Raw genomic sequence first — 24,678 nt, 5'->3', positions numbered from 1 at the left:
TAAGCAGCGGCTCCCCGTGCTGGTGCGATGCCCATTCAGGACTGCAACGATCCCCCAATTAGCTCTTTCGGGTAATAACTAACATCAATGCGGCATGGTGGAATTTGCTCCAGTGGCGAGAGTGAATTCAAGTGGCCGAATTCATGATGATCGGCGCCGCACCGTGGAATTGTGCACAGTCTCGGCGAAAGGCCGGACCGCAGTCGTTACTCGATGGTGAGTTATTGGCCAAAAGGGCGGTTCCGGCGGCCCAGCGCCAGGCGGGCCACGCGCGGCCAGTCGGCCGCCGCCCCGCCCGCGCGAGGCGTACCGGGTCGACGGCGCGGCACGCGGATCCGCAGTGCCCCGGGCGCACTGCGGCACACGACGGGTGACGGCAGTACGACGTGTTCTCCGTCGATGCCGACCGGGAGGGTGTCCGTGTCGGCTTCGACGACGACTACCCCGGCGTTCAGCCGGATGAGTCCCCCGGAGCGCGGACCGCGCACGATGCGCGCCGCCTGGGCGGTGTTGCCGACCCGCACGCACACCACACCGAGGAGCCCGGAGTCCAGCCGCTTCCTGCGCCCCGGATGTGCCGCGTCGACGGCACGCCCGTAGGGATTGTTGCTGACGAGCAGCGCCTGAAGTCCGTCGACGTACGTCCGGTCGGCCCGCGCCCGCAGCCTGGGCGCGTCCTGGCCGGTGAGGAGGCCGGGGAGGGTTCGCAGGGTCGTGCGGGCTTTGGCGTTCCGGTACGCGGGGTCGGTGACCACGGACGCGTACGTGCCGAAGGAGGCGTTGTTGACGAAGACCCGGTCCGCGGCGTACCCGAGGTCGGCGCGGAGTTCGACGCTGTCGGACAGGGCCCGCAGGGCCGCCGCCGGATCGTCACGGTCGAGGCCGAGGTCCAGGGCGAAGTGGTTGCGGGTGCCGGCGGGAATCACCACGAACGGCAGGTCGTGGCGCGACGCGACCTCGGCCACCAGGGCCTGGGTACCGTCGCCACCCGCCACCGCCAGCAGGTCGGCTCCCTCGGCGACGGCCTGCCGGGCCAGCCCGGCGACGTCCTGGCCCGCGTCGAGCAGAGCTACCCGGCAGCCTGCCGCCCGGGCCTTCTCCACCAGGCCGAAACGGCCCGCCTTGCCGCCTCCGGAGCGCGGATTCACCAGGACCCACGGGGCGTGGGGCGGCTCGACGACAGCCTGTTCGGAGGCGGTGTGACCAGGTGCCAGGGCCGTACGCGCCGCTGTGGCGGCCAGCAGCCACAGACCCAGGGACAGCAAGGCCGGCCCCAGCATGCCGAACGAGGCGTACAAGGCGAGGACAGCGACCGGCGCTGTCACCGACAGGGCCGCCCCGAGGGCACGGAGCGCACCGGTGTGCGCCAGGGTCCACCACACACCGACGGCGGCGAGCGCCAGTCCGGCGATGCCGGCCAGCGCCCACAGCACGCTCCGCAGACCGGCCGCGAGGAGCGGCACCAGGATGCTGCCCAGCAGGGCGAGCACGGCGAGACGAGCCCGTCCCGCACTGCCCTCGCGTACTGCCTCGGTTCCTGCCTCGCCCGGTCCTCTCGCGTTCCCGGCGCCGTGTGGTCCCACCTGTCGGCCCTTTTCTCCGCCGCACACCCTGACCGCTGGGCGCTCAGGTGGGCCCGTGCGGAGACGAGGTTCTGTGCGGCGGGCGCTCCTCCGACGTCGGACGCTCCTCGGACAGGTCGAAGAGGCTGCCGCGCGGAACCACGCACACGGCCCAGATGATGAAGCCGGAGAGCGCGATCATCACGACCGACCACACCGGGTAGTACGGCAGGGAGAGGAAGTTGGCGAGGATGACGAGTCCGGCGATGGCCACGCCGGCGACGCGCGCCCACACCGCGGTCTGGAGCAGCCCGATACTGACGATCACGGCGACCGCGCCCAGCGCGAGGTGCATCCAGCCCCAACCGGTCAGGTCCCATTCGAAAACGTAATTGCGCGTCGTGACGAAGATGTCGTCCTCGGCGATGGCCATGATGCCCCGGAAGATGTCGAGCAGGCCGACAAGGAAGAGCATCACCGCCGCGAAGGCCGTGAGGCCGCTTGCCCATTCCCGCTTCGCCGTGTGATCCGGCCGGGTGTATGTCGCGGTCATCTTGCGCCTCGATTCATGGTGTGCGGATGCTCAGCGACCGGGGGTGCGGGCGGTGGACCCGGCGTGCTCCGCCGGGCCGTGGCCGGTCAGGACCAGTTCCTTCGCCCTGCGGAACTCCTCGTCCGTGATGTCGCCGCGGGCGCGGATCTCGGACAGCTTGCTGAGTTCGTCGGCGCTGCTGGGCCGGCCCGTGCCGCCTGCGGCCTCCCTGACGCGGGCGTCGAAGGCCTCCTGCTGTGCTCGGGCCTGCGCTATTTCCCGGCGGCCCATGTTCTTGCCGCGGGCGATCACGTAGACGAAGACGCCCAGGAAGGGCAGCAGGATGGTGAACACCAGCCAGCCGGTTTTCCCCCACCCGCTCAGCTCGTCGTCGCGGAAGATGTCGACGACGACGCGGAAGAGCAGGACGAACCACATGATCCACAGGAAGAACAGGAGCATGCTCCAGAAGACGCTCAGCAAGGGATAGTCGTACGCCAGGTACGTCTGCGCGCTCATGTCTCTTCTCCGTTCCCGGCGCTCGCCCGGCCGCCGATTCGTGCTGTCTTCAGCGTGGGCACGGCCGGGGCCGGATGGCCTCACCCGACGCGGGTGAGCCTGCGGGCGGCCCGGCACTTGTACCAGTCGGAGGAGGCGATGTACTGGCCGAGGACGAGGCCCGAGACGGCCACCAGGAACACGGCGATCAACCAGGACAGGAACGTGAAGACGGGCCCCAGCGGACCGAACTCGTGCAGGCTGCGCTCCATGACCGTGGGCATGAACAGGCCGGCGGCCCAGCTCAGCACGACCGTGCCCGTGCCCGCCAGCAGCGCTCCCGGCAGCAGGTTCCGCCAGCCGATCCTGCCGCCCAGCAGCAGATGCTGGGTCCACCACCACAGCAGCGTCGCCGACAGCACCGACAGCGCCCCTCCGAGCACCGCGCCGCCGCCGAACCCGCTGCGCAACGGTGCCTGGACCAGGAGGACGCCCAGCCAGACGAGCAGCCAGAGCAGCCAGCGCCAGACCGCGGCCCGCAACGGTGCCCGGGGCAGGTGCCAGCACCGCTCGCAGACCGCCTGAAGCGCCCGGCTGAAGGCCGTGGCGGACACGAGAGTCACCACCACGCCCACGGCTCCGGCGGCGTCCCGTGGTGTGCCGGTGGCGGTGAAGGCACGGCGTACCTCGTCCAGCGTGTCACCGCGCACCCCCAGAACCGCACGGAGGGAGTCGGACAGCAGGTCCTGCACCCATCCGGGTGCGAACGCCGCGACGGTCATCAGGAGTGGGAGCGCGGTGATGAAGGCCTGCGCGGCCAGCCTGACGGAGCCCTCCACGACGTTGAGCGCCGACAGACGGGGAAGCAGCCGGGCCACCGGACCGGACCGCAGGCTCGCCAGGACCCGGTCCGCCGCCGTGTGCCTGCGGGACGCCGGGGCCGGGCCGGGTTTCCTCGCCATGGCTCACGAGGCCGCCGCTCGGTCCTCGTGCCCGGCGGCCGGGCCCGCGGCGGCCGCGAGGACCGCCACCACGATCAGGACGGCCAGGGCGATGCCCACGACGAGCGCCACCGCTCCGACCGAGGGGTGGTTCCAGAGCACCAGAGCCAGTGCTCCGGCCGCGATGACGCCACCGGTGATCCCTGCCCGGTGGTCCGCCAGCCAGTGTCCGGTGGACCCGGTGCGCACACCGGCGCGGCGCAGCCCCCGGCCGGCGGCCGTCGTGCCCCTGTCCACCGCCGTGCGGACGGCGCGGGCGGGACGTCCGGGACCGTACAGGTACGCGACCAGCACTGTGATCACCGAGACGATCAGCAGGGTGCGGGTGCTGTCGCGCAGGAACCGGAGGAACGTGTCGTAGATCGCCGCGGCCGCGTCGGTGGGCAGCGCCGTGGGCGGGACCGAGTCCAGATAGACCCGTCGGACCACGGCCAGCGCGACGAGCAGCAGCACCATCAGCACGCCGGCACCCGTCGCGGTGACCATCAGCATCACCCGGTGCGCCGGAGCGGTCCACACGGCGAGCGCGGCGAGCACGACGGTCAGGACGGGCAGCCAGGTGCCGACGATGTCCAGCAGCCGCATCATGTCCTGCCCCTTGCCCAGTTCCTCGGTCTGGAACAGCGTGATCGTCCGGTCGGTGTCCGGGATGGCGGCCGCCTTGTCGAAGCCCGCGTCGACGAGCCGCTCCCGCACCTCGTCGACGACCGCTCCCACGTCCAGTCGGACCGTGTCGCCCTCGGCGCGCACGGCACCCTCCCTGGCCCCCGTGAGCATGTTCACCACCGCGCCGTGCGACCGCCGGTTGGCGCCCTCCCACACCTGCTGGAAGACGTCGCTGGTGATCACGCGGGTCACGTTGCGGTCCACGACGGTCCTGACCGCTTCGGTCAACGGAACCTCGAGGGACTCGGCCCCCTGCACGACGCGGGGTGGCGCCCCGGCGTCCTGGAGGGCCTTGGTGAGCGCGTCCGTCACCGCCTTGACGTCCACGTTGGCCACCACGCGGTCCGTCAGCCGGTTGATCACGACCTCCTGCACGGGCGGCTCGGACGCCAGCGGTGCGACGGTCTCCACGTACCGGTCGGTGTCGGACACCGTGTCCTGCACCCAGGCCGCGACCACGGCCAGGGGTGCGAGCAGCAGGGCCAGCAGGAGGAGGACCGAGGAGCCGGCCCGGCGTGCCCGCCGATGGCGCACCGCCGCATGACGGCGCAGTCGCTCGTACTCCGCTCGCTCCTCGGCGGTCATGACGTGTTTCTGGTGTGAGGCTCCCCCGGAGTCCGGCGGATCCGGGGTCGCGGCCGGGTTCATGGGTGCTCCCTTCCTGCTCCCCTCCTTGTCCGCCGATCTTGTCCGCCGATCCGGCCCTGACGGTCGCCACTCGGGATGACGTGGGGGAGGCGACCGCAAAATCCGGTGGGCCGGCCGCGCCCGCCGGAGCGGCCGGTGCGGTGTCAGGCCGTCTCGGCGGTGGTCCGCGGCCCCGTGGGGTGCGTTCTTCGGAGCGCGGCCCGCCACGCGAGGGCGACCACCGCCTCGCCCAGGCCGAGCAGGACGAGCCACAGGCCGAGCAGCCGGGTCAGGGCGCGGGCCGACTCGGCCGGCAGCGCGAGCACCACGATCCCCGCGACGATGCCGAGCACCGCGGCGCCCAGGACGACACCACGGTGCGGCAGATCCTCGGCGGCGAGGGCCGTGTAGAGGGTGAGGATGCCGGACACCAGCCAGACGACTCCGACGATCAGGGAGAGCGCGTTGATCGTCTGCAGCGGGTTGCGCAGGCACAGCACCCCGGCGAGGACGTACAGCACGGCCAGGAGCAGCCCCGGGAGCCGTTCGTGCCCCGCCCGGGCGAAGACGTCCACGAACCGGAACGCCCCGCCCACCAGCAGGTGCAGGCCGATGAGGACCGCCAGGACGTGCAGCGTCGCCTCCGGCCAGACCAGTACCAGGACGCCCAGCACCACCGTCGCGACGGCCGAGCTCAGGAGCCAGGTCCATGAACGGCCGAGCCGCCCCAGTGCCTGCGCGGGATCGTCCAGCGGACCGGGGGCCGCCCCGTCGGGCTCGTTTCCCTGTCCGGTGCGCGATGCCGGACCACGCGGCATGGTCATGGCTCCTCCTCGCGTGATCGGCCGGCCCGTACCCGGCCCCGTCACTCCGGTAGTTGCCGCATCTCCAGGACACGCAGTCCCAGTGACTGGCAGCGTGCCAGCAGCCCGTACAGGTGTGCTTCGTCCACGACCGGGCCGAACAGGACGGTCTGGCCGGACATCACCACGTGGCCCAGCTCCGGGAAGGCTTTGGCCAGCGTTTCCGACAGATGTCCCTCGACTCGGATCTCGTAGCGCACGAGCTGTCCTCCCGTGGACTGCCTGGGACAGGTGAACTGCCTGGGACAGAAGGACGCGTCCCTGCCTTCGATCGTGTACGTCCGCGCTGCTTCGGGCCTCACCCGGTACAGGTGACCCGTGGCCCGGTGACGGACCACACGGACCCCACGGACCACACGGACCGCCCAGACCGCACGCATCGCACGGACCGCCCAGACCGCACGGATCGCACGGACCAACACGTTCTCAATGCGTCAGAATGATCTTGAACGAGATGATCAGCAGGCCGAGCACCAGGTTGACCGACGCGGTGGCGGCCAGCAGCCGCCGGGACGCACCGGCGCGGCGTGCCGCGGCCACGGACCAGCCGATCTGCCCGGCCACGGCGACGGAGAGGGCCAGCCAGAGAGTGCCCCGCACGTCCAGGCCCAGGAGCGGGCTGACGGCTACCGCGGCGGCCGGCGGGACCGCCGCCTTGACGATCGGCCACTCTTCACGGCACACCCGCAGCACCACCCGGCGGTCCGGAGTCCGCTGCGCCAGACGCGCCCCGAACAGCTGGGCATGCACATGGGCGATCCAGAACACGACGGCGGTGAGCAACAGCAGCAACACCAACTCGGTGCGGGGGAGCGAGCCGAGGGAGCCCGCGCCGATCACCACGGAGGCCGCGAGCATGGATCCGTAGACGCCGCCCGTGTAGTCCGCGTGGCTCCGCCGCTCGGCGCGGCGCTCCCCGCGGGCCGTGGCCGAGCCGGTCCTGGTCCGGCTCCTGATCACCGGTGACTCCCTCCGGACTCAGTGCTGCGATCCGGTCACTCCGGCCGGAGCATCGGCGTCCGGGGCCCGCGGACGGCCGTCCCGGCCGGTCGGCAGGTGTGGAGTGACCAGGAAACTGGCGAGGGCGATGCCGCCGGTGGCCAGGATCGCCGCCTTCAGGCCGTTCAGCTGCGCGGAGGCGTAGGAGTCCGCGACGGCCTCGACCTCGGACGGCGGCAGCCCGGCACGCTCGGCGGCCGAGCGCACCTGATCGGTGGGGACGAAGGTGACTCCGGCTTCGAGGGAGACACCGACCTGCCTGCGGGTCTCCTCGGACAGCCGCGGGTCGTCGTCCACGTGCGTGGTGAAGGCGTGGGCCAGCGCACCGATGAGGATCGACCCGATGAGCGCGGTGCCCAGCGCCGAGCCCAGATTCTGTGCCGTGAACTGGAGCCCTCCGGCCTCACTGCGTTCCTCCTCCCCGACGCTGGACTGGACGACGTTGCCCAGTTGCGAGGCGAGCAGGCCGACACCCACGCCCAGCAGGGCCATGGCTCCGGCGAACTGCGCGTCGTCGATCACCGGGTCGATGGTGGCCAGCAGCCACACGATGGCCGCCGTCAGGGTCACCAGGGCCAGCCGGACCACCCGGCGCGGCCCCATCACCCGACCCAGCGAGGACCCGCACAGGGAGGTCACGAGCATGGTGGCGGACACCGGGAGCAGGCGCAGCCCCGTCTCGAAGGCGTCGAACCCCTGAACCACCTGCAAGTACAGCGGGATGGTGAAGAACAGCCCCAGCAGGATGAGGTTCTGGCTCAGCAGCGTCATCAGGCCGGACCGCAGCACGGGCCTGCCCAGCAGGGACAGGTGCACGAGCGGATCGGTCCGCCGGTGCTCCCGCCGCCGCTCCCACCACCGGAAGACGGCCAGGACTGCCACCCCCATGCCGACGACGAACAGCGTCGGGGCGAAGCCGAAGACGGTGAAGGGAGGGTTGCGGGGCTGCACCCATCCCCAGGTGCTGCTCTGCAGCACCCCGAGCACACCCAGTCCCAGCCCGGCCGCCGAGAGCACGGCACCGACGCCGTCCAGCCGGGGGCGCGGGCCGGTGCGGGGGACTCCGCGATCACCCGGCGGCACAGCAGGACGGCCACGACGACCACGACCTCGCCGGCGAAGACCAGCCGCCAGGTCAGGTACGTCGTCACCCAGCCGCCCAGCAGCGGACCGACCGCGATCCCGGCGCCGGCCAGCCCGCCGATGACCGCGTACGCGATGGCCCGGTCCTTCCCGCGATACGACTCGGCGACGAGGGCGGCCATGGCCGGCAGCACCATGGCGGCTCCCAGCCCCTCGATGACGGACCAGCCCAGCGTGAGGACCCCCAGCGTGGGGGCCGCGGCGGTCAGGGCCGACCCCACGCCGTAGACGAGCAACCCCAGGAAGAACATACGGCGACGCCCCAGGATGTCCCCGAACCTGCCGCCGATGATCATGAAGGCCGCCATGACCAGCGCGTACAGCGTGATGACGGCCTGGATGGCGGTGACCTCCGTGTCGAAGTCCTCGACCAGCTGACTGATGGACACGTTCATGACCGAGGTGTCCAGGACCATGAGGAACTGGGCCGTACCGAGGACGATCAGGGCCCGCCAGTGCTTCACGCTGCCCACCTCGCCAGGTCGCCCGGTACGTCGGCGGAGTCAGCAGGTCGGTGGTCCTGCACACGTCCCGCTGCTCCCACCCATCGCATCCGACGTACGCGCCTCGTGCCTCACCCGCCACGGGGGAGGAGGAGCACGTTCGGCAGGGTGTCCTCTCCGGGTCAGGCTGCCGGCAGCTCCTCCGCGGGCAGCCGGCCCGCGCGCACCGCGTCGACCAGGGCCTGGTGGTCACGCTCGTTCTGGTCCGCATAGGCCTCCGCGAAGGTGGCGAGTGCGCGGTCGAACGAGTCGCCGTTGCCCAGGTAGGCGGCGATCGCGATGCGGTCGCCGGACCGCGCGTGCGCACGGGCCAGCGTGAACCCGCACAGTTCGCCGAACGCCTCCATGTCCTTCGGCCGCATCCGCTCCGGCACGGCGATGCCCTTCCAGTCGCGCAGCTGGCGGACGTAGAAGTCGCGCTGCTTGCCGTCGATCCCGTCCACCCGCTCCCAGCCGAGGAAGATGTCGCTCGTGGCCTGCATCAGCCGCTGGCCCGAGACCACCCGCTCGCCCTGGTTGCGGTACCGGCTCGTGCCGGCGTGTGGGGCGAGCACGGAGGTGCCGGCCTCCTTGGCCTGGAGGAAGAGCGGGTCGCGGTCGTCCCGGCCGAGCAGGAGAAAGATCCAGCACCGGGTTCCGACGCTGCCGACACCGACCACCTTGCGGGCGACGTCGGCCAGGCGGTAGTCCGCCAGGAGCGTGCGCCGGTCGGAAGCGAGAGTGCGGCCGTACCGCTCGATCAGCCCGCGGAACCGGTGCTCCAGCGCGCTGCGCTCGACGTCCGGCAGCAGGTCGCCGACCGGGACGAGCAGCGGGGGATCCGCCGCGATCCTGGGCAGGCCGCCGACCGTCTCGGTGAGCTTGCCGAAAGCCTGGAGGCTGTCGCGGGTGCGGGCCTTGGCCATGGCACGGGCCAGGTTCTTCTGACCGCGCTTCGTCCCGCGGAGCCGGCTTTCGACCAGGGACTCGAGGAGGTCCGCGTCGATCTTCGCGTACCAGACGCCGAGGTTGCCCGTGCCCGCGAAGCGGATCATCGCCTCGCGGTAGGAACGGACCGTGGAACTCACGATGCCGGCGCGTTCGGCGTCGTCGAAGCCGTTCGCCCGGCCCGCGATGACGAGACTCGCCGACAGCCGCTTGACGTCCCACTCCCAGGGGCCCGGCAGCGTCTCGTCGAAGTCGTTGATGTCGAACACCAACCGCCGCTCCGGCGAGGCGAGCAGACGGAAGTTCAGCAGATGCGCGTCGCCGCACAGTTGGGCCCTGAGCCCCGAGGCCGGGCTGCGGGCCAGGTCGGACGCCATGATCGCGGCGGCGCCCCGGTAGAAGCGGAACGGGGACTCCATCATCCGGCCATAGCGGATCGGGACGAGTTCGGGCACCCGTGCCGCGGACTGCGCCTCCAGGATCGCCAGCGGGTCCGGCCGGTCTGGGGACGGCCTGTACACGGCATGACCCGACCGCGGCGAGTGGCGCCGCGCCTCCTTGCCGAGAGCCGCGCGATCCTCGGGCGTGGTCCGGGGTGCGGCCCGCATGGCCGTGGTCGCGTTCTGGGACATCGAAGACGCTCCTCCCAGGCCCGCCCTGTTCGGCGCGCGTCACGCCGGTTCTGGGACGAAGGGGTGCAACTCGTCGGCTCCGGCCTGTACGACGCCGTAGCTGCTCTCGGGCACCTCGTTCCAGGCACCCGGCAGATCACCGAGGGGCTCGGACACGATGAGGCGGGTCTCGTCGGACACTTCCCGCAGGAACGCGATGTCGGGGTGCAGCTTGCGCAGTGCGTCCACGCGGGTGCTGTAGAACAACGACCTGGAAGCGCCCTGGCTCGAATAGCGGAAGGCCCACACGCGGTCGCCGTCGGTCACGGCGATCGTCATCTGAAGCGGGAACTCCACACCGTGGTCGCGGCCGCTGCGCTCCACCACTCCCACCATCCGGGCCACGGCGCCCGGCGGATCCTCATCCAAACCGAAGGTGACAGTCAGGTAGAACATCATCTCCGAGTCCGTCGTTCCCTCGATGTCGGAGTACAGCTCGGGATCGACGAGCAGGGACAGCTCGCGGCGCATGAGGTGGAAATCCGTGATGGCGCCGTTGTGCATCCACATCCAACGGCCGTGCCGGAACGGATGGCAATTCGTCTGCTGCACCGCCGTGCCGGTCGACGCCCGTATGTGGGCGAAGAACAACGGGGAGCGGACATGATCCGCGATCTCCCTCAGGTTGCGGTTGTTCCAGGCGGGGCCGATGTCCCTGAGCAGGGCCGGGGTGCCGATGCTTTCCTGCGGGTACCACCCGACACCGAAACCGTCGCCGTTCGTCGTCTCGACACCCAGTCTGGAGTGGAGGCTCTGATCGATCAGCGAGTGCGCCGGTTTGTAGAGGATGGTGTCGAGCAGCAGGGGCGTTCCCGAGTAGGCGAGCCATCGGCACATGAGCGATCACCTGTGTTCCTACCTGCACCGTGTCCGCTGATCGGGCGGCTGTCCGGCTGACCCCATTTTCGCCTCCGTCGCCGTGGCGCGCCATGCGGGCGTGGATCGGACGGCCGTGGAACGAAAGCGGTGAACGGCAATACGAACCACTTGGTCCGGCTCATCCCGCCCTGTGTCGGACCGTCCGCTCACGCACCGCTCAAGCACCGCTCACGCATCGCTCACGCGATGCCGGCTGCTGAACAGCGCGTGGTGATCCGTACCCTGCCCGGGAACCCGTCCACCTCGGGCATCTCCGCCGGTTGCCGGCGGTGGCCGGTGCGGCCCGTCGAAACGGGAGGCCGGCGCACTGCCCCATCGTGCCGAGAGGCGCGGCACGTGGTCCACCCACGCCATGTCGGCCGTCGTGACGAGCGACTGGCCGGCCACGGTCGCGGGGGTCACCCCGGTGAACGCCACGACGTCCCGGTGCAGATGCGACTGGTCGGCGTAGCCGCAGTCGGCCGCGACCCTGGCCACCTCCTGGCCCCCGGCCAGACGGGTGGCGGCCCGGTCGAAGCGGACGAGCCTCACGGCGCGCTTGGGCGGCAGGCCGAGCTGCGCGTGGAAGCGGGACCACAGGCGCTTGCGGCTCCAGCCCAGCTCGTCGGCCAGCTCCTCGACCCGCACCTGGCCGTGCTCGGCGACGATACGGTCCCAGGCCCAGGCCAGCTCCGGCTCGATGGCGGGCCCCGCGGCGGTCAGTCGGGAGAGGAACGCTTCGACGAGTGCGAAACGTTCCTCCCACGAGGCGGCCTGGGCCAGCTGCTCGCGCAGCCGGGCTGCCCGCCGCTCTCCCCACAGGTCGTCCAGGGCCACCACGGAACTCTCCAGCTCAGCAGGGCCCACGCCCAGCACGGCGCGCGCGACGGCGGGAGACAGGCGCACCTGCATCCACTCGACGTTCGCGGCCCGCACCCGCGCCGCACCGCCGACGCCGAAACCAAGCCCGGTGACAAGGCTGCCGCGATGCTGCCGCCCCGTCGGCTCGTCGATGCCCAGCGCCGCCTCACCGCAGGCCAGCGCCAGCGTCAGCACGGGGTGCGGGTCGAGCCGGTGGTCGACCGGAGCCGGGCCGCGGTCGCGGAACCCCGCCAGGACGACGCCGGGTACGCGACCGGGCCGGGCCGGGCGCGTGACCTGCCACACGGGGGCAACGACGCGCTGACGCACGGCAGTTGACATGCCTCCATGCTACGGGGCCCGCCCGCACGGAACATTTCTCCAATCCAGCGGGCCGCAGCCGCGGCGAAGGTGAGCGCATGACTTCCACCGGAACCACCGCGCCACCACCACCGGGCGTGGCCCGTCTGCTGCGCCCGTACGCGGGCGGCTTCGCCGCCGTCGTCGTCCTGCAGGTCATCGGCGCCGTCGCCGGGCTGGCGCCGCTCCTCGCGGTCGTCGAGCTCGGCCGTACGCTGCTGGCGCCGGGACCGGCCGACGAAGGGCACGTGCGCAACGTCGTCCTCGCGGGCGCGGCAGGGCTGCTCGTACGGCTGCTGTTCACGGCCGCCTCGTCCGGCGTCGGACACCTCCTCGACACCCGGGTGCAACTGTCGCTGCGCCGGCAACTCGCCGCGCGGCTCGGGCAGGTGCCGATCGGCCGGCTGGCGCGGCGGCGCACCGGGGAGCTGGCGAAGCTGGTGGGTGACGACGTCAGCGCCGTGCACCCGCTCATCGCGCACACACCGGGCGAACTGGTCTCCGCCTTCGTGGTGCCGCTGGTCTCGCTCGGCTACCTCCTCACCGTGGACTGGCGGCTGACGCTGATCACGCTGATCCCCGTACTGCTGGCGGTCGCGCTGGTGCCGCTGATGATGACCCCCGCGCGGCTGCGCGAGCAGAAGGAGTTCGACGCCGCGATGGGGCGGATCTCGGCATCGGTGGTCGAGTTCGTGCAGGGCATCGCGGTGGTGAAGGCCTTCGGCGGGTCGGAGCGGGCGCACGGCAGGTTCCGTACCGCGGTGGGCGACTTCACCCGGAGCTTCTACCGGATGGTGCGCGGTCTTTCCGGGGTCGCCGCCGGGATGCAGGTGGCGCTGTCGCCGCCGTTCGTGCTGCTGGCGGTGCTGGTCGGCGGCGCGTACCGGATCACCGGCGGCGGGCTCGCACCCGCTGACCTGCTGCCTTTCCTGCTCCTCGGCCTCGGGCTGACCGCGCCCGTGGCCGCGCTCGGGCACGGCTTCGACGACCTGCAGGCCGCGCGGCGCGCCGTCGGCCGCATCCGCGACGTACTAGCCGAGCCGGCGCTGCCCGAGCCCGTACGGCCGGTGGCGCCCGAGGGACACCGGGTGGAGCTGCGGGGCGTCCGCTTCGGGTACGAGGGGGCCGGTGCTGGTGCGGGGGCGGGGGCCGCGGCCGGGCGCGAGGTGCTGCGCGGGATCGACCTGGTGCTGGAGCCGGGGACGACCACGGCCGTGGTCGGGCCGTCCGGCAGCGGCAAGTCCACGCTGGTGCAGCTGCTGACGCGGTTCTACGACCCGACGCACGGCTCCGTGCTCCTCGGCGGCGTCGACCTGCGTGAGGTGGGCAGCCAGGAGCTGTACCGGCGGGTGTCCTTCGTCTTCCAGGACGTCCGGCTGCTGCGTGCCTCGGTCGCGGACAACATCGCCCTCGCCGTCCCGCACGCCGACCGCGACGCCGTCGTCCGCGCCGCCCGCCGGGCGAGCATCCACGACCGCGTTCTCGAACTGCCCCGCGGCTACGACTCGGTGATCGGCGAGGACGCCCGCCTCTCGGGCGGCGAGGCGCAGCGCGTCTCGATCGCCCGCGCCCTGCTCGCGGACACCCCCGTCCTGGTCCTCGACGAGGCCACCGCCTTCGCCGACCCGCAGACCGAGCAGGCGGTGCGCGAGGCGCTGGCGCAGACCCGGGAGAAGCGGACGACGCTGGTCATCGCCCACCGCCTGGAGACGATCGCCGACGCCGACACCGTCGTGATGCTGCGCGACGGAGAGATCGTGGAGCGGGGCACGACCGCGGAACTCCTCGCGCGGGACGGCGCGTTCGCCGAATTCTGGAAGATCCACGCTGACGTTGTGAAAGCCGGTGCCATGGAAGGGGAAGAGGCCCGATGATCAGCACACTGCTGCGTGTGCTCGGCCACGAGTACGCCGGGCCGGTGCGCCGCACCATCGCCCTGATGACGGCGACCGCCCTCGCCGAGGGACTGTCGTACGCCCTGCTGGTGCCCGTGCTGCGCGCGCTCTTCGGCAGCACACCCGAGGACGCCCGGCCCTGGCTGGCCGCCTTCGGCGCGGCGGTCGCGGTCTACGCGGTGCTGCGGTACATCAGCGACCGCTCCGGTTTCCGCGTGGGCACGACGATGCTGCACGGCATGTACGAGCGCCTCGGCGAGCACCTTGCCCGGTTGCCCATCGGCTGGTATCAACCCGGCCGCACCGGCGAGGTGTCCGTCCTCGCCAGCCAGGGCGTGTTGCAGGCGATGAGCGTGATCGCGCACCTGCTGGCGCCGTTCATCTCCGCCTGTGTGACGCCGCTGACGATCCTCGCCGTGATGTTCGCCTTCAACTGGCAGCTGGGCCTTGCCGGTCTGGCCGCTGTGCCGTTGGTAGCCGCGGTCCAGCAGCGCACGGCCCGCGCGACCACGACTACCGACACGGAGCGCGTGGAACGCGAACGCGAGGCCACCGGCCGCGTCATCGAGTACCTCCAGGCCCAGCCGGTACTGCGCGCCGGCGGCCGCACCGGCGAGCGGTTCGGTCTGCTGGACGACTCCCTGAAGGAACTGAGCCGCGCCTCGCGCCGCTCCACCCTTTCGGCGCTGCCAGGTGTGCTGGGCCTCGCGGTCACCGTGCAGACGGTGTTCACCGCGCTGCTCGCACTCGGCGCGTACCTCGCCCTCGGCGGGGACATCGGCGCGGCCGAGGTGCTCGCGGTCCTGGTGCTCGCCGCCCGCTGCGCCGACCCGCTGCTGTCCCTCGCCGAGATGAGTGGCGGCATCCGCGCCGCCCGCGCCGAACTCACCCGCCTCGACGACGTCCTGGGCACCAAGCCGCTGCCGGAGCCCCGCGCGCCGCGCGAACCGTCCTGCCACGACGTCGAGTTCGACGCGGTCACCTTCCGGCACGGCGACCGCACGGTCGCCGACGGGGTGACGCTGTCCGTACCCGAGGGCCGGCGGCTGGCCGTCGTCGGGCCGTCGGGCGCGGGCAAGACGACGCTGCTGCAGCTGCTCGCCCGCTTCTACGACGTCGACGCGGGCGCGGTGCGGATCGGTGGCGTGGACGTACGGGGGATGGACACCGCAGCGCTGATGGCGCGGATCGCCATCGTCTTCCAGGACGTCTACCTCTTCGACGGCACGGTCGAGGAGAACGTGCGCCTCGGCCGCCCGGACGCCACCGACGCCGAGGTACGGGCCGCGGCCGCCGCGGCCCGCCTCGACGAGGTGATCGAGCGGCTGCCCGGCGGCTGGTCGGCGGAGGTGGGCGAGGGCGGGGCACTGCTGTCGGGCGGCGAGCGACAGCGCGTCTCCATCGCCCGCGCGCTGCTGAAGGACGCACCGATCGTGCTGCTCGACGAGGTCACTTCGGCCCTGGACCCGGTGAACGAGGCGGCCGTGCACGCCGGCATCGAGGAGCTGATGGCGGGCCGGACCGTGGTGATGGTGGCGCACCGCATGGGGACCGTGCGCCGGGCCGACCGCGTAGCCTTCCTGGACGCCGGGCGGGTGGTCGAACAGGGCACCCACGAGGAGTTGCTACGACGCGCCGGCCGGTACGCCGCGTACTGGGACCTGTCCCGGGCCGGGGCGGGACGGGACTGAGACGGCTGTGCAGGGCCCGCAGGGCCTCGGCGGAGAAGACGACGGAACGGCCGACGAGGAAGTCCTCGGGATTTTTCAGCGGAGATCGGGCCACGGAGAACACCGGGCAGCGGAGTTTGTCGGACTTGGGCATGGAGCGCACCGTCCACAGCTCGGTGACGGCACCCACACCGCGTATGCAGGCGGGCCGCTCGGGGAGTGCTGAACTCCGGCGCCGTTGATGTCACCCGTGGATGCCAGAATGGTGCTGCCGCATCACGGCTGCCTGGGGGAGGAACCGACTTGTACGACACGCTTGCGAGCACCGCGAATTACAGCATCCCTTTCTTGGTCCTCTCTGTGCCATTCGGCATTGTGTCTCTCCTGTTCATCCCCAAACAGCTGCGTGAGCGGCGTCTCAGAACGAAGGGTGTGGAAGTTGTCGCCGTTTGCCGGGAGCGAATCCGGCGAGGGGGCACGGCCGTAGAGCTGCTGAATTGCTCGTTCCGCGCAGCCGATGGCAGCGAGACCTGGGCCCTTGTCGACTCTCCGAAACCGGCGCCCCATGTGGGTGAGGAATTTGCTGTCATATGCGATCCGCAGAAGCCTTCGACCGCTGAGAGCAAGGCTTACCTAGCCTCGTTCGGATCACGTGTCGGTGTGGTGGTCCAGTCAGTCTTCAGTCTGTTGCTCGCAATTGCAGCCGTGGCTGGCGCGCTGTCCTGAGGCGGCTGACGACATCTCAATTGGCTGGCTCGGTAGGCTGTCAGTCGTGGTGGGGGGCGGCGGTCGCCGCCGACCTGGCGACCGGGAAGTACTGGCCGCCATCGTGTTCGTGGCCTTCCCTGTCAAGTTCTTCTGTTCAGACCTGCTTGATGTCCGGGAACAGGCCGGGGCCATCCCGGTTTGAGCCCCGGAGGGCAGCTTGCTCTGGCCCAGGACCGGGGCATGTAGGCAAGGCATGCTGGCCCGTCGGTCGGTCGGCAAATGTGTCGCGTGGTGCTGAGGGAGTCGGGATACTCCCTCGGTGACCCTTACCGCACTGCCTCAACCGCTTCGCCCTCGCGCCCTGAGGCCCGGAGATCTCGTCGTTATCGCATCGCTGTCCGGGCCGCTCCATGCCGTCTACGAGCCCGACCTCGAGCAGGCGGTGGTCGTGCTCGAGCGGATGGGATTCCGTGTGCGTCGGGCACCACTCCTTGAAGGAGGGCGGCACCATTGGTGGAGCGCGGCTCGGCCGACGGAGATCGCCGAAGAGCTCAACGCTCTTCTGCGGGATCCCGAGGTGCGCGCGATCATCGCGCATGACGGCGGCCAGACGGCGCTCGGATACCTCGATCTGATCGACTTCGAGGCGATCACTGCCGACCCCAAGCCGATCCTCGGCTTCAGCGACATCTCGCTGCTGCATCTGGTGCTCTACGCGCGCACTGGTCTGGTCGGCTTCCATACCGACCTGGCCACCCCTGGACTCGGCGGACACTGGCAGCGCGCGACTGCGGCACGCCAAGCGGAACTCGAGAAGCTCTACTCGACGCTGCTGACCGGTACCGAGCCGATCGGCGCGCTGCCGGCCACCCCGACGTGGGAGTGCTGGCGTGCCGGTCGCACCGAAGGCCGGCTGATCGGCGGAGTGATCAACCGCATCGTGCTGAACCAGGCGACGCCCTACGCGCTGCCGCTCGAACGGTTCGACGGCGCGGTGCTGTTCTGGGAGGAGGCGGGAGGCCTGGCAGCGTATGTGTGGAACTATCTGCAGGTACTGCGGCACGCCGGCATCCTCGACCGGATCTCCGGCATGGTCGTGGGCATCCCGGACGGGATCGACGGACTCGACTCGCCCGACGCGTCCCCGACCCTGCGCGAGATCGTCCTCGATGTCCTCGGCGACCGTGACATCCCGGTCCTGGGCAACGTCGAGTTCGGACACGCCGGCCCGAATCTGCCGATGCCCGTCGGGATCCGTGTAGCTCTCGACGCGCAGCAGCGGACGTTGTCGCTGCTCGAACCGGCGGTACGCCCGCTCGCGTTGACCGGACAACCGGGCGTCTGAGCAACGCGGATCAGCGAGCCGACAGCCTCGGCAGCACTCGGCGCGCCACCATGTGTGCTGCGAGGAAGAAGGCCCTCCCGTCCGGCGGACGGAAGGGCCTCTGACCAGGTGTTTCTCTGTGCCCCCGGCAGGATTCGAACCTGCGACACCCGCTTTAGGAGTTCGATCCAGGGGCGGCCCAGCGGTGCCGCCGCGTGGTCAAGTTGTACCTGAAGGGCCGTGCAGGGACGCCCATGTCCGGCGCTGTTGATGTCACCCGTGGATGTCAGCCGGAGCTAGCGCTTCTTGCGGATCTTGCGCTTCTTCTCCCTGGCTTCCTTCTCTTTGCGCTGGGCCACGCCGTACGAGGACCATGGGCCCTGATGAACCGGGCACCGGGACGTGCCGGTCACCACCGGCCGCTGACACCGTCCCCCTGTCTTGGTCGGGGCGCCACACTTCGCCATGCTGCTTCCCCCTTCGGCTGGTCGTGCAGTGGTTCGACTCGAGGAACCATGGCTCAGCCTCTGCCGGCAGGGAAGGCGCGTGCTGGAGCCGCCAGGCGCACGCGGGCGCGCGTCGACGCCATCAGCTTGGGAGGCGCCGGTGGCCAAGCGTCTATGGGCTTCCTGAGCAGGGCAATGGACTGAATGAGCGACGTTGACAGTGCCTCGCCCCTGCCCACCGTCGCTCAGTGCTGGTGCTGGTGCTGGTGCTGGTGCTGGTGCTGGTGCTGGTGCTGGTGCTGGGCCAGGCAGGCAAGGCACAGTGTTTGGGTCGCGAGGAGAAGGAGCAGACTACGTTCCGTATAACGATCGCATGACTCACGTGAACAAAGAGGGCCCGCGCTCGAGCCCTGATCCGTAGCGTCTGCTCGACGCGGGAGCGCAAGCCCGAGTCGGCTGTCACACTCCGGTGCGACGATGGACTCAACCGCTGGGAAGGGGTGTAACCGTGACCACTGCTGTCCGCGAAGATAGCGCTCTTGAGGTGCGCATCGCCCCCACTTCAACCCGACTAGACCTCAAGACCTACACACAAATCCTCAACGAGGTCAGGATGTCGCTCGAGGAGGTCGACCGGACGGCCCTGCCTGTCCGTAGCCCACGCCTCCGATGGGCTATCGAAAAGATGACCATGGAGAGCGACGTACGCATCGTCTTGGTGCCGGCTGTGGTGCCAGCTAAGCGGACGTGGCAGTCGATCGCGGCTCCGCTGCACGGGTTTGTGGACGGCATCGAGTCTCTAACGGAGTCACCCCGTATCCCTCCTTTCTTCAGCGAGCGCACTGTGGCCAGGGTGGGCCACATAGGCAAGCATCTCGGGGCTGGGGGCGTCGAGCAGGTCGCCGTTACGAGCCTCAATGGTGACCGTCATACCGCCGTTGTCGACGAAGAAACCGTCAGTAATGCCACACAGGCTGTTCTTCCCGCGAAGAGGGCTTTTTCCAGCGTGACTGGAACGTTGGATGTTTTGAGCCACAGCAAGGGAAGCGCCCCTCGGGCGCTGATCAGGGACCCCCGAACTCGCCACGCCGTCCGTGTGGTAGCTCATAGTGACCACAGTGAGCTTCTTCGCAATGCGTGGGGGCGGCGCGTAATGGCGTCTGGGATCTTGCAAAGGAATTCCGAGGGGCAGGCAGTTTCTTTGCAGATGACAGACCTGGAAGTCTTGCCGGACTATCAATCTCAAATGGACCCGGCAGACATCCTGGGTATCAATCCACGGATAACGGGTGATCTCAGCACCGCCGAATATCTGAAGCAGGTGAGAAGTGCCTGAGCCTTTGGTCTACGTTGACGCTGATATCTTCCTCAACGTTATAAAGAAAGAAAAGGGCTTGTGGCCTAACTCCTACAAAGTACTTCGTGCAGCCTATAGGGGGGACATACAGGTCGTCGCGTCGACCCTCCTTCTGGTCGAGTTAAACGGCCATAAGGGTGATGTGGCTGCAAGCGATCGAGACCGGGTTGTTGACGAGTACCTTGACCGACTGGATGTTCAATGGGTCGAGGTGGACATGCTGGTCGCACGGGAGGTTCGGCAGCTCGCCGCGCAGTACAACTTGCGCGGCCCTGATGCCACCCACCTGGCCACAGCGATTCGCATGAAAGCCGACTACTTTTTCTCGCGGGACAAGGCATTCCCCCACGGACAGACTATCGGAATAACGCATGTGACCGGTCCTCGCGAAGTGTGGAATCCCACGACAGATGATGCGGAGATAGATGTGATGGCGTCGTCTGAATTGGGAAGCTAGGCCATTAGGCGACAACACGCGAATAACTGGTGCAGTGATCCGACTTAAGCGGCCTTGAAATGGTCGTGGCAGCGGAAACATGGCGGGTTCAGATCACACCACCTGTCGTGTAAGCACTGCACGGCGTCTTCACATGCTGGGGTCGGGATGCGCAGGGAATGCTTCCACTTCAGCGCCTATTGCTGCATGGAGTAGTGCCTCGATCTCATTGCGTCGACTCTGAATACTGAACCTTTTCGCTGCTGCTATGCATGCTGGACCCTTACGGACCCTCCAATTTTCTACGAGTGCCTTACAGATAGTTTCCCCGAGTCGTGCTGCGTAGTCTTCGATATTCCCGTGGTCATCTACTAGACAGCCTGTATCGGCATTAATAAGGTCAACTGGCCCGCCTCGGTTCGTTGCAATGACCGGCACGCCGCATGCCATAGCTTCAATGATAGTCATGCCGAAAGGTTCAAAAGCAGAAGTATTCACCAGCACGCTGGCGGATTTTCGTAGTAAACAGCCCAGCTTATGATGCGGGATGAATCCAGTGAATTCGATGCGAGAGTGCATACCTTGAGCTGCAGCCAGCTCGTGTAGCCGCTGACCGTCGGGGCCCTCTCCCACAATTACAACGCGGGCATCAGTCCTATCGGTGAAGTGTTTCGCGGCAAGAATTAGCGCTTCAATACGTTTCCACTTGGCGAGTCTACCAATAAGGACCACGGAATGTTCCGTCTGCTTCTCTTCTGCAGATCGACCCGGATGGAAGATCTTTTCATTCAGCCAGGGAGGGAAATATAGGAGTCGACTTCTATCTGTCTGCGGGACCAGTTCGAGCAGGCGGTTTCTGTCATCACTGGATATGTATGCAGTAAGTGAGGCGTTCCGAGTCACCTGTTCAAGCGCCATCCGAGCAGCTTCACCGTACTCCCGGGCTGCGCTCAACTCTGTTCCGTGTAGGTGAATGAACGTCGGAGTCGAAGTGTCGAGTGTTGCAAGGGCTCTCTGCATTGCGATTGCATTGAATGAGGCATGATGCATGTAGATCAGATCGGGAAATCTCCCCGCATCTGCATGTATCCAATTCAAGATGTCGATGAATTTTCGCTCAATTCCCGCCAAACATTCGTCGCGCTGCTGTTCGTTAACCTGAAAAAAGATTGCATCGGAGGCAGGTAGCGGATCGTAGACGCACGGAAATGGATAGCGTGATCCTTGATATTGAATACCTGTCTCTTCTGTGAAAATACCTTTCACGGGTTTGTGTGTGCCATTACCTGGTGAGGGATAGAATGAATATGGCTTACGTATGACCTCTTCGAGGTATCGATGCATTCCCTCGTGCAGAATCGCTGAGCCAGTCCCGATTTTTCTTTCGGTTTGCCAGGGGCCCGAACCAATTTGGACAATCACAAGCTCGGACGTAGATCTCGCGTGCCGCATGTCTTATTCCCCGTGACTACCTTACCTCTGGATCGCGACTGTCCGAAGGTGCTCCTACCAAGATTGCTTGATGCTCATCCGTACCCCTGGCGCATACAGTGGTGGTGGATTCTTCACCTCGCATCATCATGGGGCACTGTTAGCTAGATCTCGAGCAGCTGCTTCGTATGCGGCAATGCCGTTTAGCCAAGCTGCCGTATTGACGCCCTTTTGGTTCGGATCGTCTCCGCTATTTACGCTGTCAGCGTGCATCCTGAGTGGGACCGTACTTTGCTGGAGGGCCTGCCATTTGCCATATTTCTTTGGAAAATGCACACGCATCCCGGCTGACGTTTGTAGGGCGGCGTAATCAGTCTCAATCACTCGCTGTTGCAGCTCCTGGTCGCTAATGGCGATTTTTTTATGCTCTGTCCGATGGATGACCCATTGGGACAAGGCGTGGACGTACTGGCTGAACGCGCCTACGGATGCCGTGCACGCTTCGCGCTTGCGTCGCCTTCTATCTATCCACTGTTGAATGAATGCGCCACCGAATACGCCAATGGAGGCGCCAAGAAGAGCGGCACCAGCACTGATCACCGCCGTCCACAAGGTTAGTTGCTCGCTTGAACACTTCCCGTACGGGTGCATGATGACCGACATGCAACCAGCAAAATGCTCTTCTGCTCGGGCTGCAACTTGGGCGGTGCTATCTAGGGAGACCACTGCATGCCTCGTGGACTCCGCCCAGCACCATGCAAACGAGGTCGGCGGAGCGGCTTTGGGGTGGCGCTGCTTTGGCGCGAGTGATCATGGCCCCGTAAGCTTGCGGCGCGTCGGGCAGTCTGTGGACCTGCCCGGTAAAGCACGACGTTGGGGCCATGATCTTCGAGGCTCGCGCCAAAGTGGCTCCGTAAAGCCGTGGAGCCGACCGCCCCAGCCGCGACGTACCCCTTCTCTGGCATCAGGCGGCTGATTGCTATGAGCGCGGCACGGACACCGGCCGGGCTGGAGCGGGGCGGAGACAGGAGCGCAGGCCCGGCCGGGGCCGGGCCGCGCGCGGTGAGCGGAGCGAGCCGCCTTGAACCAGTAGAGAAAGTTGTAACTCAGTCTGTGGTCTGGGGCTTGAAGTCGTATGCGCAGGCTGGGAGTTCTGCCCCTTGGCGGTGAGCCATCGGTAGGAAGACCACTGGCCGGATCGTCCAAGTGATGCGGGTGCCGGCGTGGGTCACAGAGACCGTGCAGGGTTCCATGCGTAAGAGGGCTCGTCGCGTATCGATGCGGCCGTCATAGAGCCAGGCCCAGGCCTCGTCGGAGGCGTCAGGGTCGAGTGCCGGTGAGATCGTGCGCAGGGCGACCGCTACCCATCTATCGGCCTGCGGTGCCGAGTAGGCGTCGAAGGATGCCCGAAGCGCCGGCAGTCCTGTCCCGTCGTTGACGTCTTGCGTCCAGCACTCGCACCAGAAGCCCCGCTGAGGCTTGTCCATCAGCACGGGTGTCCTCCCGGCTGGGCGTCCGTGAAGAGTTCGGCGGTGACGGTGTAGCCGCTTTGGCTGCCGTGGACGACGACCCGGTGTGCGATGACGCTGACCATGCCCAAGCCGCGGCCTTGTACCGCGTCCATGCTCGGCTGCTCGACCTTCGGGGCGGTGCCCGTCCCTCCCTCGTCGGTGACAGACAGGGCGACCACCTTGGGGGAGACCGCCAGGGCCAGGTGAAAGCTGCCTGCCCCACCGCTCGCCGTGTGGAGGATCGCGTTCGCGCTCAGCTCGCTCACGATCAATTCGGCGTCGTCGGCCAGGGGAGATCCGCGCAGGATGTCCCGTGTCCAGCGTCGGGCCCGGCTGACCTCTTCCGGAAATCCTGGGCAAGTGAGTCCCCAGACCCGGGCGGTGCTCGTATACTCGTGCATACAAGTTCCTTCGTGCTGGTAGGCCGCCATGTGCAGCGGGTTCGGGCTAGACGAGTTTCACGCCATCGTGGGCGCGGATGGCCGGCGGGGATACCGCGTCCAATGCGTCCAGGACACGGATCGCGTACGCCTCGTCGGCGAGTTCGATGACTTCTTCGCGGGTAGCCCAGCGCAGTGCGCGGGTCTCGTCCCCGGTGGTGGGCGTGCCGTCGGCGGCCTCACAGCGGAAGACCATGGAGACGATCAAGCCCTTCATGTTCTTGTAGATCCCGGTCAGCATCGCGGGAAGCGCGATCTTGATGCCGGTCTCTTCGAGAACTTCGCGCTGGAGGGCCTCGGGAATGGTCTCCTCGCGTTCGAGGACTCCGCCCGGGGGTTCCCAGTGGCCGTTGTCGCGGCGCTTGATCAAGAGGGCGCGGTCCTGGTCGTCGACGATGACTCCGGCGACGCTCACGGAGTGCGGACGGTCGGTGCTCACGTTCCTCTGCCCTCTCGGATGGCTAGGCTCTCCACCGTAGCAACAAAGCTCGCCCACTCGTCTAGATACCTAAAGGAGTACACGTGCCCTCTCTTTCCTCCGGCCTCCTCGGCGATCTCGACCCCACGAGCGATCGTGCGGTCTTCCGGCAGATCGCCGACCAGCTGCGCGAGGCCATCGACCGTGGGCGATTCAAGGAGGGCGAAAAGCTGCCCTCCGAGGCCGAACTAGTCGAGCACTACGGGGTTTCCCGTATGACGGTTCGAAACTCCTTCTCCGTCCTCCAAGGCGAGGGCCTGGTGCACGCCGAGCACGGCAAGGGCGTCTTCGTGCGACCACGACCGCCTGTCAGGCGGCTTGCCTCCGACCGGTTCGCCCGGCGCCATCGAGAGCAAGGGAAGTCCGCGTTCATCGTGGAGGCCGACGCCGCCGGCAGTCACCCGCAGGTGGACAGCCTGGAGGTCAAGGAGGAGAAGGCCAGTCAGGACGTCTCCACCCGGCTCGGGTCCGTGCGACGGGTGCTGGCCCGGCGTCGCCGGTATCTGCTGGACGGGCGGCCCGTGGAGTTCGCCACCTCGTACCTGCCGCTCGACATCGCGCGCGGTACGCCGATCGCCGAGCCGAACCCCGGGCCCGGGGGCATCTATGCCCGACTTGAGGAGCTGGGGCACCGCCTCGACCACTTCGAGGAAGAGATCCGTGCCCGGATGCCCTCGCCGGATGAGGTCCGGACGCTGCGGCTGGCCTCCGGTGTGCCGGTCATTCACCTGATCCGTACCGCGTTCGACGGTGAGGGGCGGGCTGTGGAGGTCTGCGACACGGTCATGGCGGCCGACGCGTACGTCTTGTCCTACCAGCTCCCGGCGACGTGAGCGCCTGATCGGCGGTGGTGCGCGGGGCGCTTCTCCGAACTCGTACACCCCAACAGGCGTACTCGTATAGACGAGTGG

The 24,678-nt window shown here is 68.3% G+C and carries 23 protein-coding genes and 2 pseudogenes; 7 read left to right on the top strand and 18 right to left on the bottom strand.

Translation table 11 applies throughout. From position 1 onward, the window contains the following. Nucleotides 1-221: 221 nt before the first annotated feature. From ACH4G3_RS30045 to ACH4G3_RS29990, 12 genes and pseudogenes are all read right to left on the bottom strand, one after another. Nucleotides 222-1,583, bottom strand: a complete 1,362-nt coding sequence (locus tag ACH4G3_RS30045) for a diacylglycerol/lipid kinase family protein (protein WP_397627451.1) — start codon at nucleotides 1,581-1,583, stop codon at nucleotides 222-224. Between the two features lie 43 nt (nucleotides 1,584-1,626). Further along, on the bottom strand, nucleotides 1,627-2,115 hold the full coding sequence (locus ACH4G3_RS30040) for a DUF7144 family membrane protein (RefSeq protein WP_397627450.1): 489 nt from the start codon (nucleotides 2,113-2,115) through the stop codon (nucleotides 1,627-1,629). A gap of 30 nt (nucleotides 2,116-2,145) precedes the next feature. Next, nucleotides 2,146-2,613 (bottom strand): SHOCT domain-containing protein, encoded by a 468-nt coding sequence (locus ACH4G3_RS30035; protein ID WP_397627449.1) that lies wholly within the window; start codon nucleotides 2,611-2,613, stop codon nucleotides 2,146-2,148. 80 nt (nucleotides 2,614-2,693) lie between these two features. Beyond that, nucleotides 2,694-3,554 (bottom strand): YhjD/YihY/BrkB family envelope integrity protein, encoded by an 861-nt coding sequence (locus tag ACH4G3_RS30030; protein ID WP_397627448.1) that lies wholly within the window; start codon nucleotides 3,552-3,554, stop codon nucleotides 2,694-2,696. Between the two features lie 3 nt (nucleotides 3,555-3,557). Then, on the bottom strand, nucleotides 3,558-4,907 hold the full coding sequence (locus ACH4G3_RS30025) for a hypothetical protein (RefSeq protein ID WP_397627447.1): 1,350 nt from the start codon (nucleotides 4,905-4,907) through the stop codon (nucleotides 3,558-3,560). 143 nt (nucleotides 4,908-5,050) lie between these two features. Beyond that, nucleotides 5,051-5,710 carry an HdeD family acid-resistance protein gene (locus tag ACH4G3_RS30020; RefSeq protein ID WP_397627446.1) on the bottom strand — a complete coding sequence of 220 codons (660 nt, stop codon included), beginning with the start codon at nucleotides 5,708-5,710 and terminating at the stop codon, nucleotides 5,051-5,053. A 41-nt stretch (nucleotides 5,711-5,751) separates the two neighbouring features. After that, complete coding sequence (locus ACH4G3_RS30015; protein ID WP_020276994.1) at nucleotides 5,752-5,949, bottom strand: hypothetical protein; 198 nt, start codon at nucleotides 5,947-5,949, stop codon at nucleotides 5,752-5,754. Between the two features lie 226 nt (nucleotides 5,950-6,175). Beyond that, entirely contained in the window at nucleotides 6,176-6,709 is a 534-nt protein-coding gene (locus ACH4G3_RS30010) for a hypothetical protein (protein WP_397627445.1), read from the bottom strand. 18 nt (nucleotides 6,710-6,727) lie between these two features. Beyond that, nucleotides 6,728-8,355: pseudogene (locus tag ACH4G3_RS30005) on the bottom strand (MFS transporter). A 161-nt stretch (nucleotides 8,356-8,516) separates the two neighbouring features. Next, nucleotides 8,517-9,953 (bottom strand): DUF2252 domain-containing protein, encoded by a 1,437-nt coding sequence (locus ACH4G3_RS30000; protein WP_397627444.1) that lies wholly within the window; start codon nucleotides 9,951-9,953, stop codon nucleotides 8,517-8,519. Nucleotides 9,954-9,992: 39 nt separating this feature from the next. After that, on the bottom strand, nucleotides 9,993-10,829 hold the full coding sequence (locus tag ACH4G3_RS29995) for a class II glutamine amidotransferase (RefSeq protein ID WP_397627443.1): 837 nt from the start codon (nucleotides 10,827-10,829) through the stop codon (nucleotides 9,993-9,995). A gap of 210 nt (nucleotides 10,830-11,039) precedes the next feature. Beyond that, nucleotides 11,040-12,053: a helix-turn-helix domain-containing protein gene (locus ACH4G3_RS29990; protein ID WP_397627442.1), complete on the bottom strand. Its 1,014-nt coding sequence runs from the start codon at nucleotides 12,051-12,053 to the stop codon at nucleotides 11,040-11,042. Between the two features lie 77 nt (nucleotides 12,054-12,130). Here ACH4G3_RS29990 and ACH4G3_RS29985 point away from each other — a divergent pair, with 77 nt between their 5' ends. Both ACH4G3_RS29985 and ACH4G3_RS29980 read left to right on the top strand, forming a co-directional pair. Then, nucleotides 12,131-13,945 carry an ABC transporter ATP-binding protein gene (locus tag ACH4G3_RS29985; RefSeq protein WP_397627441.1) on the top strand — a complete coding sequence of 605 codons (1,815 nt, stop codon included), beginning with the start codon at nucleotides 12,131-12,133 and terminating at the stop codon, nucleotides 13,943-13,945. Beyond that, a complete protein-coding gene (locus ACH4G3_RS29980; protein ID WP_397627440.1) occupies nucleotides 13,942-15,657 on the top strand; it encodes an ABC transporter ATP-binding protein in 1,716 nt (571 codons plus the stop codon). Before ACH4G3_RS29985 ends, ACH4G3_RS29980 begins: the two co-directional genes overlap by 4 nt. A gap of 19 nt (nucleotides 15,658-15,676) precedes the next feature. Here the strand turns inward: ACH4G3_RS29980 and ACH4G3_RS29975 are convergent. Beyond that, a pseudogene (locus ACH4G3_RS29975) lies at nucleotides 15,677-15,778 on the bottom strand (adenosylhomocysteinase); the annotation flags it as partial. A gap of 885 nt (nucleotides 15,779-16,663) precedes the next feature. On the opposite strand from ACH4G3_RS29975, the gene ACH4G3_RS29970 reads away from it, so the two are divergent. The 4 genes from ACH4G3_RS29970 to ACH4G3_RS29955 all read left to right on the top strand — a co-directional run bounded on the left by ACH4G3_RS29970 (nucleotide 16,664) and on the right by ACH4G3_RS29955 (nucleotide 19,928). Further along, nucleotides 16,664-17,689, top strand: coding sequence for a S66 peptidase family protein (locus tag ACH4G3_RS29970; RefSeq protein ID WP_397627439.1), 1,026 nt, complete (start codon nucleotides 16,664-16,666; stop codon nucleotides 17,687-17,689). A 673-nt stretch (nucleotides 17,690-18,362) separates the two neighbouring features. Next, nucleotides 18,363-18,491, top strand: a complete 129-nt coding sequence (locus tag ACH4G3_RS29965) for a hypothetical protein (RefSeq protein WP_397627438.1) — start codon at nucleotides 18,363-18,365, stop codon at nucleotides 18,489-18,491. A gap of 131 nt (nucleotides 18,492-18,622) precedes the next feature. Further along, nucleotides 18,623-19,450 (top strand): hypothetical protein, encoded by an 828-nt coding sequence (locus ACH4G3_RS29960; protein WP_397627437.1) that lies wholly within the window; start codon nucleotides 18,623-18,625, stop codon nucleotides 19,448-19,450. 4 nt (nucleotides 19,451-19,454) lie between these two features. Then, nucleotides 19,455-19,928: a type II toxin-antitoxin system VapC family toxin gene (locus ACH4G3_RS29955; RefSeq protein WP_397627436.1), complete on the top strand. Its 474-nt coding sequence runs from the start codon at nucleotides 19,455-19,457 to the stop codon at nucleotides 19,926-19,928. 129 nt (nucleotides 19,929-20,057) lie between these two features. Here the strand turns inward: ACH4G3_RS29955 and ACH4G3_RS29950 are convergent, their stop codons facing one another. From ACH4G3_RS29950 to ACH4G3_RS29930, 5 genes are all read right to left on the bottom strand, one after another. Continuing rightward, nucleotides 20,058-21,173, bottom strand: a complete 1,116-nt coding sequence (locus ACH4G3_RS29950; RefSeq protein ID WP_397627435.1) for a glycosyltransferase — start codon at nucleotides 21,171-21,173, stop codon at nucleotides 20,058-20,060. Between the two features lie 312 nt (nucleotides 21,174-21,485). Next, nucleotides 21,486-22,001, bottom strand: a complete 516-nt coding sequence (locus tag ACH4G3_RS29945; protein ID WP_397627434.1) for a DUF456 domain-containing protein — start codon at nucleotides 21,999-22,001, stop codon at nucleotides 21,486-21,488. Between the two features lie 443 nt (nucleotides 22,002-22,444). After that, complete coding sequence (locus ACH4G3_RS29940) at nucleotides 22,445-22,825, bottom strand: hypothetical protein (protein WP_397627768.1); 381 nt, start codon at nucleotides 22,823-22,825, stop codon at nucleotides 22,445-22,447. Then, nucleotides 22,825-23,250, bottom strand: a complete 426-nt coding sequence (locus ACH4G3_RS29935; RefSeq protein ID WP_397627433.1) for an ATP-binding protein — start codon at nucleotides 23,248-23,250, stop codon at nucleotides 22,825-22,827. The genes ACH4G3_RS29940 and ACH4G3_RS29935 overlap by 1 nt, the downstream gene beginning before the upstream one ends. Before the next feature lie 46 nt (nucleotides 23,251-23,296). Further along, nucleotides 23,297-23,704 carry an NUDIX hydrolase gene (locus ACH4G3_RS29930; RefSeq protein WP_356688915.1) on the bottom strand — a complete coding sequence of 136 codons (408 nt, stop codon included), beginning with the start codon at nucleotides 23,702-23,704 and terminating at the stop codon, nucleotides 23,297-23,299. Between the two features lie 107 nt (nucleotides 23,705-23,811). Between ACH4G3_RS29930 and ACH4G3_RS29925 the strand changes: the two genes are divergently transcribed. Continuing rightward, nucleotides 23,812-24,600: a GntR family transcriptional regulator gene (locus ACH4G3_RS29925; protein WP_030851883.1), complete on the top strand. Its 789-nt coding sequence runs from the start codon at nucleotides 23,812-23,814 to the stop codon at nucleotides 24,598-24,600. Nucleotides 24,601-24,678 lie beyond the last annotated feature (78 nt).

Origin of the sequence: Streptomyces afghaniensis, assembly GCF_044327915.1 — a bacterium.
In the GTDB taxonomy this organism is placed as follows: Bacteria; Actinomycetota; Actinomycetes; order Streptomycetales; family Streptomycetaceae; genus Streptomyces; species Streptomyces afghaniensis.
The sequence above is the reverse complement of the archived record's forward strand: the minus strand, read 5'-3'. Positions and strand labels throughout refer to the sequence as shown.